13 protein-coding genes and 1 tRNA gene are annotated in these 14,592 nt (G+C 57.9%); 7 read left to right on the forward strand and 7 right to left on the reverse strand.

Annotation, left to right across the window (positions count from 1 at the left end; genetic code table 11):
- Positions 1 to 12: 12 nt before the first annotated feature.
- The 3 genes from IEU99_RS06150 to IEU99_RS06160 are packed head-to-tail and all read left to right on the forward strand — an operon-like array spanning position 13 to position 3,829.
- Positions 13 to 1,086: a potassium channel family protein gene (locus tag IEU99_RS06150; protein WP_128890285.1), complete on the forward strand. Its 1,074-nt coding sequence runs from the start codon at positions 13 to 15 to the stop codon at positions 1,084 to 1,086.
- Positions 1,086 to 1,790 carry an NAD(+) diphosphatase gene (locus tag IEU99_RS06155; protein WP_128890284.1) on the forward strand — a complete coding sequence of 235 codons (705 nt, stop codon included), beginning with the start codon at positions 1,086 to 1,088 and terminating at the stop codon, positions 1,788 to 1,790. The genes IEU99_RS06150 and IEU99_RS06155 overlap by 1 nt, the downstream gene beginning before the upstream one ends.
- A complete protein-coding gene (locus tag IEU99_RS06160; protein WP_128890283.1) occupies positions 1,787 to 3,829 on the forward strand; it encodes an ATP-dependent DNA helicase UvrD2 in 2,043 nt (680 codons plus the stop codon). The genes IEU99_RS06155 and IEU99_RS06160 overlap by 4 nt, the downstream gene beginning before the upstream one ends.
- Here IEU99_RS06160 and IEU99_RS06165 read toward each other — a convergent pair.
- Complete coding sequence (locus IEU99_RS06165) at positions 3,803 to 4,687, reverse strand: hypothetical protein (RefSeq protein WP_128890282.1); 885 nt, start codon at positions 4,685 to 4,687, stop codon at positions 3,803 to 3,805. The genes IEU99_RS06160 and IEU99_RS06165 overlap by 27 nt on opposite strands.
- A gap of 37 nt (positions 4,688 to 4,724) precedes the next feature.
- Between IEU99_RS06165 and IEU99_RS06170 the strand changes: the two genes are divergently transcribed.
- Positions 4,725 to 5,198, forward strand: a complete 474-nt coding sequence (locus IEU99_RS06170; RefSeq protein WP_128890281.1) for a M48 metallopeptidase family protein — start codon at positions 4,725 to 4,727, stop codon at positions 5,196 to 5,198.
- A gap of 9 nt (positions 5,199 to 5,207) precedes the next feature.
- On the opposite strand, the gene IEU99_RS06175 is transcribed toward IEU99_RS06170, so the two are convergent.
- Positions 5,208 to 6,572, reverse strand: a complete 1,365-nt coding sequence (locus IEU99_RS06175) for a zinc-dependent metalloprotease (protein WP_128890280.1) — start codon at positions 6,570 to 6,572, stop codon at positions 5,208 to 5,210.
- A 112-nt stretch (positions 6,573 to 6,684) separates the two neighbouring features.
- On the opposite strand from IEU99_RS06175, the gene IEU99_RS06180 reads away from it, so the two are divergent.
- Positions 6,685 to 7,734 (forward strand): YlbL family protein, encoded by a 1,050-nt coding sequence (locus tag IEU99_RS06180; RefSeq protein ID WP_188358292.1) that lies wholly within the window; start codon positions 6,685 to 6,687, stop codon positions 7,732 to 7,734.
- A gap of 63 nt (positions 7,735 to 7,797) precedes the next feature.
- On the opposite strand, the gene IEU99_RS06185 is transcribed toward IEU99_RS06180, so the two are convergent.
- Together IEU99_RS06185 and IEU99_RS06190 are read right to left on the reverse strand one after the other, a co-directional pair.
- Positions 7,798 to 8,457, reverse strand: a complete 660-nt coding sequence (locus IEU99_RS06185) for a hypothetical protein (protein ID WP_128890863.1) — start codon at positions 8,455 to 8,457, stop codon at positions 7,798 to 7,800.
- A 136-nt stretch (positions 8,458 to 8,593) separates the two neighbouring features.
- Positions 8,594 to 9,115 carry a PPA1309 family protein gene (locus tag IEU99_RS06190; RefSeq protein ID WP_128890279.1) on the reverse strand — a complete coding sequence of 174 codons (522 nt, stop codon included), beginning with the start codon at positions 9,113 to 9,115 and terminating at the stop codon, positions 8,594 to 8,596.
- 229 nt (positions 9,116 to 9,344) lie between these two features.
- On the opposite strand from IEU99_RS06190, the gene IEU99_RS06195 reads away from it, so the two are divergent.
- Positions 9,345 to 12,308: a UPF0182 family protein gene (locus IEU99_RS06195; protein WP_128890278.1), complete on the forward strand. Its 2,964-nt coding sequence runs from the start codon at positions 9,345 to 9,347 to the stop codon at positions 12,306 to 12,308.
- Between the two features lie 122 nt (positions 12,309 to 12,430).
- Positions 12,431 to 12,504 (forward strand) — tRNA-Met (locus tag IEU99_RS06200).
- Positions 12,505 to 12,605: 101 nt separating this feature from the next.
- On the opposite strand, the gene IEU99_RS06205 is transcribed toward IEU99_RS06200, so the two are convergent.
- From IEU99_RS06205 to IEU99_RS06215, 3 genes are all read right to left on the reverse strand, one after another.
- Positions 12,606 to 12,884, reverse strand: a complete 279-nt coding sequence (locus IEU99_RS06205; RefSeq protein ID WP_128890277.1) for a hypothetical protein — start codon at positions 12,882 to 12,884, stop codon at positions 12,606 to 12,608.
- 318 nt (positions 12,885 to 13,202) lie between these two features.
- Positions 13,203 to 13,895: a hypothetical protein gene (locus IEU99_RS06210; RefSeq protein WP_128890276.1), complete on the reverse strand. Its 693-nt coding sequence runs from the start codon at positions 13,893 to 13,895 to the stop codon at positions 13,203 to 13,205.
- A 205-nt stretch (positions 13,896 to 14,100) separates the two neighbouring features.
- Positions 14,101 to 14,580 (reverse strand): hypothetical protein, encoded by a 480-nt coding sequence (locus IEU99_RS06215; RefSeq protein WP_128890275.1) that lies wholly within the window; start codon positions 14,578 to 14,580, stop codon positions 14,101 to 14,103.
- Positions 14,581 to 14,592 lie beyond the last annotated feature (12 nt).

Here is a 14,592-nt window from a genome sequence, read left to right on the forward strand (position 1 = left end):
GAAGCCAAGCAGATGACTCAGCGTGACCAGGAGCGTTTCCGCACGGAAGTGGAGTTAAATGAGCTCCCCGAGCACACCTTGCTCAATGTGATTCGCATGCCCGGCAACGCGGCAATGAGTCCGGTGCGCCTGATTGCCCGCCGTTTTGGTTATGCCCTCGGCCTGATCATCATGGTGGCCCTGGTGGTTTACTTTGATAAAGACGGCTACTCAGAGCACCTCACGTTTGTCGATGCCCTGTACTATTCGGCAGTCTCACTATCCACCACCGGCTATGGCGACATCACCCCTGTCACGCAAGTCGCCCGCCTGATCAACATCATCATCGTCACCCCGATCCGCCTAGCCTTCGTGATCCTCTTGGTGGGCACCACCTTGTCTGTGCTCACAGAAGAATCACGCATGGCCTGGAAGATCCAGCGTTGGAGGAAGAATATGCGCAACCACACCGTAGTCATCGGCTACGGCACCAAGGGACGTTCTGCCGTGGCAGCCTTGCTTGCCGACGGCGTGTCTCCCAATGAAATTGTGGTAGTTGATACCGACCCAACGGCCCTGGAGATGGCCAATAATGCCGGTTTGGTGAGCGTGAATGGCACTGCCACAAAGTCTGAGGTGCTCAAACTCGCCGGCGTGCCCAAAGCCAAAGCTGTGGTGGTTGCCCCAAGCATCGACGACACCGCCGTGCTGGTAACCCTCACCGTGCGCGAACTCTCACCCCATGCCTGGATCGTGGCCAGCGTGCGCGAATCGGAAAACCAGCACCTGCTTGAACAATCCGGTGCAGATTCCGTGGTGATCTCCTCCGAAACCGCCGGCCGAATGCTTGGTCTTGCCACTGTCACCCCCTCGGTGGTGGAAATGATGGAGGATCTGCTTTCACCGGGCGAGGGCTTCTCCGTGGCTGAGCGCCCCGTTGGCGAAGACGAAGTCGGAGCCAACCCACGTCACCTTGCAGATATCGTGCTGGGTGTGGTGCGATCGGGCGAGCTGTACCGCATTGATTCCCCCGAGGCAGAAACAGTAGAACCCGGCGACCGTCTGCTGTATGTGCGTCGTGTCTTTAGCGACGATATCCAGCAATAATGCCCCAGAAACAGTGGATAGTAGGCCCTGCTGGAGAGCTACCAGTCGATGCCGATGGACAACCTGTAGCAAGCTATAGCGATCAGCCAGCCCAACCACACCCGAAGGTTCGCCGCGTCAGCGCCGAAGAAGTACGTGCGCTCACCGGCAGGGCTCAGCGCTGCTTTGATCCCGAATCCTTAAAAGTGGTGGCCCACTTAACCAATGAGGAAAACCTCCAATTTGATCCGCTCAGTGGTCTGCCGCTGCAAGCACATCCCACCCGCGCGGGAGTCAGACGCACTGCCGAGGGAGCCATGGTGTTTCCGCGCATCGACCCGGCGGTGATTGGCCGGGTGCAGTTAGCAGATAGCAACTACATCCTGCTTGGGCGCAATGCTCAGCGATCGGAGTATTTCTCCCTGATCGCCGGATATGTGGATCTAGGCGAAACCTTTGAGCAGGCCTTTGCTAGGGAAGTGCTCGAAGAATCCGGCCGCAGGCTCACCCAGGTGCAGTATCTGCGCAGCCAGCCCTGGCCTTTTAGCTCCTCAATCATGGTGGGGATGCACGCGATTACTGAGGATGAAGATCCGATACGCAGCACCGATGGGGAGTTACTAGAAACCCGTTGGCTTAGCCCAGATGAACTTCGCCGCGGGGTGGTGCCCTTGCCGGCTGAAGGTTCTATTGCCCATGCCCTAATCCAGGAGTGGTGTTTGTGATCGACTTAAGCCAATTAGATGCTGATCAAAGAACGGCTGCCGAAGCTCCCCGCGGGCCGGTGGCAATTCTTGCCGGTGCCGGCACGGGTAAAACTCGAACCATCACCTACCGCATTGCGCACTTATGCGATCAAGGACTCACCAGCCCACAGCGCGTCCTTGCCGTTACCTTTACCAACCGCGCTGCCAATGAGATGCGACACCGCCTGCATCTTATGGGCATTGGCGGGGTACAAGCACGCACCTTCCACGCAGCAGCAATGAAACAACTGGGATACTTTTGGCCCCAAGTTGCCGGCACTATGCCGTGGAAATTGTTGGACAATAAATTCCCCCTGGTAGCGCGAGCAATGCGGTCGGTGGGCCTAGATTCCTCCACCGAACAAGTCCGCGATGTGTTATCCGAGGTGGAGTGGGCAAAAGCCGCCCTGGTTACCCCGGAACGCTATGTAGAAGCAGCATCAAGCAGAAGCACCCCGGTAGCCAAAGAAAAAATTGCCGATGTCTACGCCAAATACGAGCAATCAAAGGTCACCGACCAAGGGATGCTGCTCGACTTCAACGACATCATCATCCAAGCCGCAGGCGCTATTGAGCACTCACCGGCCATCGCCGAGGAATTCCGTGCCCAATATCGCACCTTCGTCGTCGACGAATACCAGGACGTCACACCCCTGCAGCAGCGCCTACTTGATGCCTGGTTAGGAGACAGAGACGACCTCACCGTGGTAGGCGACGCCAACCAGACCATCTACTCCTTTACCGGCGCTACCCCCGACTACCTGCTGGATTTCTCCAGGAAATACAGCAACGCCGTGGTGGTGAAGCTGCAGCGCGACTACCGCTCAACCAAGGAAGTAACCGATCTTGCCAACCAAGTCATCGGCAAAGCCACCGGCCGCGTAGCCGGCACGCGCCTCGAACTTCGCGGCATGCGCCCGAGCGTGAACCACCAGCCGGAATTCGATCAATACCCAGATGATCCATCCGAAGCACGCGCTGTGGCAGCGAAAGTAAAGCAACTGCTTGCCCAAGGCACCCCTGCGTCTGAAATCGCGGTGCTCTACCGCATTAATGCCCTCTCTGAACAATTTGAGCAGGCGTTTAGCGAAGCAGGCATCGATTACGAAGTCCGTGGTGGCACCGAGTTTTTCAAGCGCCGAGAAATCAGAGAAGCCCTCGCGGCACTTGCTAAAGCAGCACAGCGGCCAGAACTCGCCCAAGAACCACTGCTGCAAACAGTGCGCAACCTGCTGTTTCCTCTTGGTTTGGAACAGCACGAGCCAACTGGTGCCCAGGCCCGTGAACGCTGGCAATCGCTGCGCGCATTGGCGGATCTTGCAGAAGAATTCGTCCAAGCCGATGCCTCACTCGACTTGCAAGGCCTTTTGCTGAAATTCCAGCAGCGCGCCGAAGCGAAAAACCCGCCGAGCATGCAACGGGTGACCCTTACCTCCCTGCACTCCGCCAAGGGTTTGGAATGGGACGTGGTATTTCTCACCGGGCTATATGAGTCAATGGTGCCGATCCGCCAAGCCATCAAGGCTGGCGAAGACGCCATCGAAGAAGAACGCAGGTTGCTGTACGTAGGCGTTACCCGCGCCCGCGAGCGCCTGTACTGCTCGTGGAGTCTTGCACGCCAAGAAGGCGGCAAAGCCAATAGGCAGCGCAGCCGATTCCTTGATGGCATCGCACCAGAGAACAACCCCGCGGCGGTGCCGGGGCGCGCACAGCGAAGGAAAACCTGCCGGGTTTGCGGCAGCGTGTTGGTCACCGCCCAGTCGATGATTATTGGGCGCTGCGATGATTGCCCCGGCGGCAATGAGGAATTGTTCCAAGCCTTAAGAACTTGGCGCCGCGAAGTGGCCATGGAGATACAAAAGCCAGCCTATGTGGTCTTTAGCGATGCCACCTTAAGGGCCATTGCAGAAAAAGCCCCCAGCAATGCCGTAGAGCTTGGCAGCGTATCTGGTGTAGGAGAGGTCAAACTTGAACGCTTCGGGCGCGAAATCCTAGCGATTGTCGATGACTTCTCCTAAGCCCTGCGTGCCGTGGACATCGTGCGGATGCTGCCGGGCCCAGCACAGTGGGCACAGTGGGTACTGCTCTACTACGCGCCGGCGAACCTCAAACCCAGTACAGGACAGCTCCAACCCGGGAGCAGCCGTCATGCCGCTTTGGCCGGGGGAGGGGTTGGGTATTTCTAATCCGCGAATCAGCGCGAGCAGTGCCGCTGCGGTGGCCAAACGCGCCGGGGCTTCGAGGCCTGCCAGGCTCACAGTGTTGCGCAGGCGAGCCCAAAGAGGATCCACGGCGGTGCGTAAAAGATCGGCACACAGGATGCAAGGGCCATGCCCACGCACGCGCAGTGGCCCAATCACACCGGCGCCATCGATGGACTGAACAGGAAACACGGTGCTTTTCGTGGCCAGCAGTGGCACCAACTCAGGTGATTCATGCGGAGCCAACACCACGATGGGTGTATCGGCTGATGCCGATGCAACCAGGTCGGCACTTTGTGTTGAGTGGGTGCGGATACGCCCGCGCAATTCGCGTCCTAATACCCGGCCGATTCCCGCTAGCTCGCCGACGACAACGATGGGGCCTTCTCTCGGTGTGGGCCTCAAGATGCCGTGGACGAGGAGATCGTCGATAAGCCCATAAGCCTCGCTGAGGCTATAGCCAACGTGCTGGATTCTTTGGGCTAATTGCTGGTGCGTGGCGGGCTGTTCGAGGACCTCGCCAAGTTCTCGGGCTCGACCAGGTAGAGTTTCCACGATGCCAGCGCGTGTGGCGTCGAGGCCGAATTGTAATTCGTGTGCGCTGCGGCGCAATAGCGATGCCGATGGACTTAAACGCAAAACACGTTGCGATGTATTGGCTCCCCCCGAAGTCATACGCCCTACCCTAATCCCTAATCCAGGAGGCCGCAGCATGGAAGTAGACATCATTCGATCCAAGCGGCGCAAAAAGACGGTGGCGGCACGGGTCGTTGATGGGCGCATCCAGGTGCGCGTGCCCTACGGGATGAAGCCCGATGAAGAAGCCGCGGTGGTTGAACAATTGCGGCGGAAATTGGAAAGCCGGCAGGATCACGAAAGCCTGCAGCACAAGGCAGAGGAATTAAACCGCCGATACCTCCAATCCCGCGCGCAGTGGAGTGCCATACGGTGGGTGAGTAATCAGCAGCACCGCTGGGGCTCCTACTCGCCACAAAGCGGAGAAATCCGCATTTCAGATCGGCTATATGGCGTACCCGAATATGTGCTGGACTCAGTGATCGTGCACGAATTAGCCCATAGCATCGAGCCCAACCACTCCAAGGCTTTTTGGGATTTAGCCGGGCGTGTGGCTCATGCCGAACGCGCCCGGGGTTTTCTTGAAGGACTGCAATACCGCCAGCGTTAAGCCGGTTGCTTAATTGGCCTGGGGGTCGTCCTTATCCTCTGGATCCTTTGAATCTTCGGTGCTCTTGGAGTCTTGATCCTTCTGGCCTTCTTGCTCGAGCAACTTCTCTAGTTCGTTGATCTCTGCAATGGGGTCGAAGTCGTCACCGAGGAGACCGTCGATAAATTCGGCGGAGGATTCCAGGTCCTTGGCCTCTGGCAGCAGGTCCGGGTGATCCCAAATATGATCGCGACGCTCAGTACCGACGGCCACATCGACTCGACGCCACAACTCGGCTGCCTGGCTCACGTTTGGCGCGGCGATATCAATGCTGACCACCTGGGAAAGCACCTTATCGGCTGAGCCTCCGGTTACACGGCGCCTACGCCAAGCCTCTGCAAGTGCACCGGCTGCCGGCATCCGTTCGCTTAAGGCCGTGGCGGTGACGTGATCCACCCACCCCTCGATCAAGGCGAGCAGCGTCTCCAGTCGGGCAGTGGCTACTTGGTTGATGGAGGTAATCCGCGGGCTTAGATCCATGCCCTGAAGCTGTGCCATGGCATCTTGGATGGCTGCGGGATCGCCTGAGTCGAGGTTGAGTTCACGCACTGTTTCTTCGATATGCGAAGTATCAATGCTCAACCCGGCGGCGTATTCCTCCACGCTGGTCACAATCTGCTCAACCAACCAGGGAACGTGGCGGAAGAGGCGTTGCCTGGCGGCCTCGCGTGCACTGAGGTACACCATTACGTCCTGGGGTTTTTGGCCGAGAGCGGAAGTAAGCGCACTTAAATTCTTCGGCAACACCGCCGTGGTGCCCGCAGGGGCAACAGGAAGGGCAAAATCAGATCCCGCGATGGTTTGGGTGGCAAGATCGCCAAGGGCATTGCCCAATTGCATGCCAAAGTTCATCGAAGACATCTGGTTCATCACCTGCAGCATGGGCCCAACCATCTCGCGGGCTTCTTCCGGCATGGAATCAAGCTGTGCTTGGTTCATTTGCTCGGCAACAGGGGTGACCAGGCGCTTCCACATGGGCAAGCTCTGTTCGAGCCAATCAGTAGCATTCCACGCCTGCACCTTATTGCCAGAGGCAGGAAGAATCGTGGCGTCGTCTAACCACAGCTCCGCCAAAGCGATGGATTCCTCCACGGCGCGCTCATCGCTGCTGCTGATGGGCGCTACTTTGCCGAGTTGCTGCCGGGCGATTCTTTCTGCCAGGGCGTAGTTCACGGCTCCCTGCCCCTCGGGGGAATTCATGGTCGATCCCATGCCAGAGAGCATCTGGCCAAACTGGTTGAGCATATCGCCCAGTCCACCCATGGGGTTGTTCTGGTTACGGTCATCATCGTTATCGCCGATGTTGAAAGAGAAACCAAAGCCGTTATTCTTCATGGTCTTTAGGCTACCGCCTTGAGCGCGCCAGGTGGCAACGCTGAGAGCGAACAAAGCACCAGGCATTGCCCGGGAGTAAGCCTATGGCACCTAGCAGGTACGCTGTGATGCTGTGAAACGTCGCGCACGAACTCTGCTTCTCGGTGCTTTGCCCATGGCTGCGCTTAGCGCCCTGCTCGTCATGCCGAATATCCCCGGCACAGACGTGCATTTCCTAGTGCCCTACGCCATCGAAGCGCCAGGGCCTACCTTTAATACGCTCGGCACGGTTGAGGGCAAAGAGGTCGTAGAGATCGAAGGCGCACCCACCGATGCCACCAACGGGAAATTGAATATGACCACCGTGGCGGTCAGCAGCGGCATCACCTTGACCCAAGCCATCGCCGAGGGACTGTGGTCGAGCAACACCATGGTGCCGATCGAGCAGATCTTCCCCCAGAACGTCACCCCGGAGGAACAACGCGAGGTCAATAGCGCAGATTTTGCTGCCTCTGAGGCCTCCGCAACGGCAGCGGCGATGCACTACCTTGATCGCCCGCTGGCGGTGGAAGTAGCCCAGGTAGTACCCGATGGGCCAGCAGCCGAAAAGCTTGAACAAGGCGATGTGATCGTTGCAGTTGACGGTCAAAAGATCTCAAGCCCCAAGCAGGTGAAAGAAGCGGTTTCTGCTCACAAGCCTGGCCAGGACCTAGAGGTGAAGGTAAAGCGCAAGGGTAAAGAAACAGCGCTGAAGATCACGCTAGGAACGCATCCCAAAGATGACGCGGCCTTCTTAGGCATCCTCATGGCGCAGGTGCCGGCCGATGGGATGAAGGTGACCTATAACCTCAAGGATATTGGCGGTCCTTCTGCTGGGTTGATCTTCTCACTCGCTGTGGTAGATAAGCTCGATCCAGCCGATATCACCGGGGGTGCGTTCGTGGCGGGAACCGGCACGATTGATGAAGACGGCAAGGTCGGTCCGATTGGCGGTATTCGCCATAAGATCGAGGCCTCCAAAAATGCCGGTGCCGAGGTGTTCTTAGCACCCAAGGGCAACTGTGCAGACATTGATGCGAAAACAAGCGAGGGCATCGAGGTTGCTGCAGTGGGCAGCCTTGAAGAAGCCGTCGATGCACTCAGCGCGCATCAGCGTGGCGAGGCCATGCCAACCTGCGGCTAGGCAGAAAAAGAAAGGAAGGGGTGAGCCTGGAATGAGGCTCACCCCTTTGTCGGGTTTGAGAAGTTAGGAATCCGAAGCGGTGTCGTTTTGATCAGCACCATCGTTTTGATCATCGGCGTCGTTTTGATCCGAGGCATCGGCTTCTTCGGATTCAACAGCAGCAGAGCTTGATGCCGCAGAGCTTGAGGGCTGCTCCTTTTCGCTTTCAACTACTGCAGGTGCCTGCAGCAAGTTGAGTTCTTCAATGCGCTCTTCCGGATCCTTTTGATCGGTTGAGGTCATTTGCTGCAACACGGTGCCCTCTTCGTTATCCACCACCGTGATCACGGCGGTAGAGCCCAGAGTGTTCCAACCAACCACGGCGCGGCCGGTGTCTTTTACCACGCGGGCGCTTCGCAGCTCGGTGAGCAATTGCGTCATCGAGGCCGCCTTGCTCTCAGAGCGGGAGAACTGGAACTGGCCAACATTCGGCCCTGAGCAATCCATGGCGTTTTTCACGCCGGCGGGCTCGCAAGACTCGAAATCTTCAAAAACCGACTCCGGAGCCAAAGAACCAAAGGCCTCCTTTGCTTCTGCCACACCTTCCTTTTCCTTTTCTTCCGTGGATTCGGTGCTGCTGGCTGCAGTGGAGGTGGCCTGGCTCGAGGTTTCGCTCGTGCTGGATTGCTCAGTGGCATCCTCATTCGTATTTGCGCAGGCAGCAAGCGGCAACGCAGCCGTCATGGCAAGAGCGATGAGGGGACGGGCAAGGGTTTTCACGAAGCGTTCTCCTTGAAGTCATTGGGCAATATTTACCGATGGGTATATCAGGTCAAGCCTATACGAGCGTTCTAGGCCAACGTAGTAAATCCTGCCAAGATTACTGGGCAAAGGATGCCTGCAGCGCAGCAATCACGCCGGGCGCAACACCAGGGCCACCGCGCAATTCCACCTCGTCTTCGGCAAAAGCGCCCTGGGCTTCAAGCTCTTCTTCGCTCGGTCGTAGCTGCAGCAGGGTCAGTTCGAGGCCTTCTTCGCTTGCAGCTTGGCTGATCACACCGGAAAAGAGGCGCGCCGGGGCTGGTTCGGAGCCTTCCACCGAGGCATCGCGGAACATGATCTCCTGGGCAAGCACGGCACCGACTACCCCCTGGGGCCATTCGATCCGGGTGATGTATTCGCCCAATTCCTCGGAGCCTGGCTGGATGTGCTCGGGCAAATTATCTTGCACCACCAAGGCAAGGGGAGCGTCATCTGCTTCAAGGAGTTCCTCGCCGATGAGTTCGCGGGGGACAAGGGCAAAGAGTGTGGGTGGGGCGTCCCAGCCTTCGGCGTGGATGAAGTCGACGGCCTCAAGCATCGCTTTGTTCAGTGCTTGTTGTGGGTAGTTTGGTATCTCCATAGTTTTCCTTTTCTTCCTCCTTCGACCCCACCGCATAAAGGCTGGTGAATGCCGTGGTAGATGATCGCGTGGGGCGTCGAAAAGCTAGCGAACGCTGCGGATCATCCTAAAGGTGGACTCTGCGTGATCGTCCCGTAAACTGGGGCACCACTATTACATCTAGATTGTTCCACGCCTCGGGGATTCATCGTGGCTGGAACACACCTGGCATCGATACAAGGAGTTGGCGTTGGCGCCTCGGCAAAACAAAGCGAACGCGAAGAAGCGACCTTCGCGCAAAGTGGCGAATCTGATCGCCTTCGTGGTGATCCTATTCGCACTCGTACCGCTTTTTATTGGCCTGTACACCGACTGGCTGTGGTTCGGGGAGGTGAACTTCCGCAACGTCTTTTCCAAGGTGCTGATCACCCGCATCGGGCTCTTTGTCGCCTTCGGCCTGCTTGGAGCAGGAATTACCTGGCTGGCAGGGATGCTGACCTACCGTGGCCGCCCCGATGAGTTAGAAGTACTCGGCGCTGACGGCCCGGTAGGGGAGTACCGCAAGGTCATTGATCAAAGCGTGCACCGCCTGCTGCTGGTCTTACCCCTGGTGGTTGGCGTGATTAGCGGCTTTTTGGGTCAAAGGAACTGGCAAACCGTCCAACTGTTTTTCAACCGCCAAAACTTCGGCGTGCAAGATCCCCAGTTCCACATGGACTACGGCTTCTACGCCTTCACCTTGCCCATGCTGTGGATGATCGTTGGCACCCTCTCGGTGCTGGTGGCTTTGGCCTTCTTCATCGCTTTGGTGGGCCACTACTTACTTGGCGGCATCCGCATCGGCAATCAGTCCACCGGAGTCAAGGGGCATGTAAGCAACTACGCCCGCGTGCAATTGGGTGTGACCGCAGGCATTTGGATGCTGCTGCGCGTGGCCTACTACTGGCTGGATCGCTACGGCCTGCTGGAGCGCAAGCACGACACCTTCACCGGCGGTAGCTACACCGACATCAACGCGATGCTGCCGGCCAAGATCATCTTGATGGTGATTGCTGCGGTGGTGGCCTTCTCCTTCTTCTCTGTGATCGTGCTCAAGGATCTGCGCATCCCCGCGGCCTCGACCGTGCTGATGGTGTTAAGCGCCGTGGTCATCGGCTCCGTGTGGCCGATGATGATGGAGCGCTTCTCCGTGCAGCCCAACCGTGCGGAAAAAGAATCCGAGTACATCTCTCGCAATATTGATGCCACCCGCTTTGCCTATGGCATCACCGATGATCAGGTGACCTACCTGGATAACTGGGGTGCTGATGGAGCAAGTGCAGAAGCCGTTGCCTCTGATGAGGCCACCGTATCGAATATCCGCCTGCTTGACCCTGAGATTATTTCCCCCACCTTCACTCAGCAGCAGCAGTTGCGTAACTTCTATGGCTTCCCCAAATCGCTGCAGGTAGACCGCTACACCGTTGATGGTGAATTGCGCGACTTCGTGGTGGCAGCCCGCGAGCTGGACCCCCAAGCGCTGAAAGAAAACCAGCGTGACTGGATCAACCGCCACACCGTGTACACCCACGGCAATGGCATCGTGGCCGCCCCTGCCAACCAGGTAGACGAGGTTGCACGCGATGTGGGATCCGCTCGTGGTGGTTACCCGGTCTACACCGTCTCGGATCTACAAAAGACCAATGATGAGGCCAAGAAGATCGGTCTGGCCCTAGATCAGCCGCGCACCTACTTCGGTCCGGTGATTGCCAACGCCCCCGATGGCGCCGATTACGCAGTGGTGGGTTCTGCCGATGGCAATTCGGTGGAATACGACACGGATGCTGAGACCTACACCTATGAGGGTGAAGGTGGCGTGAACATTGGCAATATCTTCAACCGTGCCGCCTACGCGGTGCAGTACCAGGAGCTGAACCTGGTGCTTTCAGAGCGCGTCAATGAGAACTCCAAGATCATCTACAACCGCGATCCCCGCGAGCGCGTGCACAAGGTGGCCCCTTGGCTGACCACCGATAAGACCACCTACCCGGCCGTGATCGATGGCCGCATCAAGTGGATCGTGGATGGCTACACCACCTTGTCCAGCCTGCCGTATGCCGAGCGCACCTCGCTGACTGAATCCACCAACGATTCCTCCGAGGCCGTAGGCGATGGCCAGCAGCGCTTGGTGACTGATCAGGTGGGCTATATCCGCAACTCCGTCAAGGCAGTGGTGGACTCCTACGATGGCTCCGTTGAGCTCTACGCCTTTGATGAAAATGACCCGGTGCTCAAGGCATGGGAAGGCGTATTCCCCGGCACGGTGAAGCCGAAGTCGGATATCTCCGAGCAGTTGATGAACCACCTGCGTTACCCGGAGGATATGTTCAAGGTGCAGCGTGAGATGCTTGCGCGCTACCACGTCAGCGATGCTCGCGAGTTCTTCACCAACGACCGCTTCTGGTCTGTGCCGAATGATCCTTCCGCTAAGGAAGGCAAGAACGAAAAGGCTCAGCCTCCGTACTATGTGGTGGCCTCTGATCCTGAGAGCAAGAAGGCTTCCTTCCAGCTCATCACCCCCTTCCGTGGCTTGCAGCGTGAGTACTTGGCCGCGCACATGACGGTGACGTCGGATCCCGATAACTACGGCAAGATCACCGTGCGCGTGCTGCCTACCAACACCTTGACTCAAGGCCCGAAGCAGGCGCAGGACACGATGATGTCTTCCGACCAGATTGCCTCCGACCGCACCCTGTGGAAGGACACCAACGATCTGTATAACGGCAACCTGCTGACCCTGCCGGTAGGCGGCGGCGAGATCCTTTATGTAGAGCCTTTGTACTCGCAGCGCAAGGGACAGGAATCGGCCTTCCCGAAGCTGCTGCGCGTGCTGGTGTCGTATCAGGGCAAGGTTGGTTATGCGCCCACCATCTCCGAGGCTTTGAGCCAGGTGGGTATCGACCCGAAGGCAGCCCAGGACCTCAGCGAAGCCGAAAAGCTTGAAGATACGTCTAGTGCTTCTTCCTCCGATGAGGAAACGGATGCGAAGTCTGAGCAGAAGCCCTCTGCGCCCGCCAGCGGCTCCGGTAGCGAAGGCGAGGCCATTGGCAAGATCAACAGCGCTTTGGACAATCTGCGCAAGGCCCGCGGCGGCAGCAATGAGGAATATGGTCGCGCCCTTGACGAGCTAGACAAGGCCGTCGAGGAGTATCAAAAGGTAGCCGGCCAGCAATAAGCAGCTTTTCGACGCCAACCCCACGCACTTCCAGCGTCTGAGCAGGGAGTTTGCGTGGGGTGTGGTGTTCTGTGTAGTGTTATCACACGTTGCACAGGGCAGTAATGCTCACAGCAATGCGGCGCGGGGTGGAGCAGCTCGGTAGCTCGCTGGGCTCATAACCCAGAGGTCGTAGGTTCGAATCCTGCCCCCGCTACTAATCCGGAACCCTCGGTTTGCGAAAGTGAACCGGGGGTTTCTTGCTGTGCACTTACTTTTCGGGGGAGTAGATGTCGCCAACACTGGCGAGTAACAGTGTTAGTCCATCTCCTGCATCCGCTTGATACGGATCGGTTCTAAGAACATCTCGTTGGCCGCGAGCTCCTTCGCTTGGCGCAAGATCCGCTCGTGCATCGCCATCCACTCGTCCCAGTTGTCGAACAACTTCTTGCCTGGATGGGCTTGCTCCCAACTCTGTGTGTACTCGATCTGTAGTTCCCCTCGGATCTCTGCCGCTCGATCGATCAGCGCTTCCCAGTGTTCCTCGACGTTATCCTCCGTCGCTGGAATCCCCAGTACTTCCAACCATTGACTCACTAGTCCGGGTGATAGGTACATGATCTGTTGTCATCCTTACACGTTGCTTTTCCAAAAAGTGCCTGGTCACCGGCTGCCCGTAGGCGCAAACTCGATTGGCTTGATCCTAACCAAGTAGGGCGCCCAACGTTGCGCTTTTCAGCCGCCGGATTCTTGCTGAACTGAGCGGCAGAAAATATTGCGCATGTGGGCAGTGCCTCGATGTTCAAGCCCGGCGCATTGGTGGCGTTGGCCGTCGAAAAGCGATGCTGTTCGCGCATGAAAGAAGCCCCCGCACTTTTGGTGCAGAGGCCTGAAGATGCTGGGTTGTTGCGGGTGTTACTTCACAGTGGTGGAGCCGATAGCGGGGAATACGGTGCAGACCTCGCCGTTTCGGTAGGCGGTCTTACCTGCGATGGCGGCGATTACGGGGCCTTGGCCGGTCTTGACCAGCTTGGAGGTCTGTGCGTTGATGCCTACACCGAGGACAGAATCATCAAGATCATCGATGCCACCCTTGAAGGTCTTCAGGTTGAGCCATGCCACCTTCATGTCGGTGCCCTTAGGTACGGGCGCGAGCTGCTCGTCGACTACGAAGATGTGGAAGAAGGCATGGCCGTGGGGGATGTATGGATGGAGCAGGTTGTTCTTGCCCAGCACTGGCCCTGTGCCATTGTTGGGTCCAGGCTGGACGGTTGCCTTCGCGCCGGTGACTTTGAGATTGCCGATTCCGCAGCCGAACACTGGAGCAGGGGTCCAGAACTCCTTCTTTTGGCTCTCGTCGCCCCACTTGGCGGCGGCGAATTCATCTTCTGATTCTGCATAGGGCAAGGCAGGAACTTTTGCTTGTTCGAGCAGTGCCTTTACTGCCTCCTGGACTTCAGGGGACTGGGTTTGGGCGAGTTCGAGCAGTTGCTCAACGCTCAAGCCGGGTGCCTCGGAGGATACGGCGGTGGGTTCGGCCTGTGCCGGTTGCACGGTGCCGAATGCAAGGGCTGCTGCCGATGCGATTGCGAGCAGGGTCTTTTTCATAGCTAACACTCCTATTTAAGGGGAAGAGATGGAGGTATCTGAATTAAATATTGTCACAGAAGTAAACATCCGTAACATCAGCACCAACCTTCGGGGGTAGAAGTACTGCTACCCCCATCTCGATGCTCAAAGAGCAGGTAGCCCCTTGAAAAGCGCAACAACCCCCTCGAAGCACGATGGCTCGAAGGGGTTGCAGATGCAGTGTTTAGCGCAAGGACAGCGGCACAGTCACAGTGCTGCCATCAATGTTGGTATAAGCAATGCAGCCGGTGAGGGTTTGGAAATCCCCTGCGAAACCGGCCTGGCCTTCGCATACCACTGGGGTGGTGCCGTCGATATGCACCATGGTGTTCGGGCCTGCAATGCCGATGGCAAGACCAGGGTTCACGCCGTGGGCCTCAACATGAGCACCTTCGCCAACGGCAATAGCAGCAGGGCCAGAAAGGTTGCTGGCATGAGCATTGGCCTTGCCGCCAAGGGCTGCGACGCTCAACGCGATGGCATCTTCGGCCTTTGCTCCGGCGTGGCCGTTCTCAATGTGCCAGTCAGGCAGTGCGCCAGCGACGTCTACTCCCGGTGCGCTGGGTTGGATCCATGCATCCCAAGTGGCGGCCTGTGCAGCAGCGGGGGTCAGGATTGCTGCGCCGAAGATGGAAAGAGCGGCGATCTTGGTGGAACGGTTCATGATGGTGTCTCC

Source organism: Corynebacterium pelargi (genome assembly GCF_014635485.1).
GTDB lineage: Bacteria > Actinomycetota > Actinomycetes > Mycobacteriales > Mycobacteriaceae > Corynebacterium > Corynebacterium pelargi.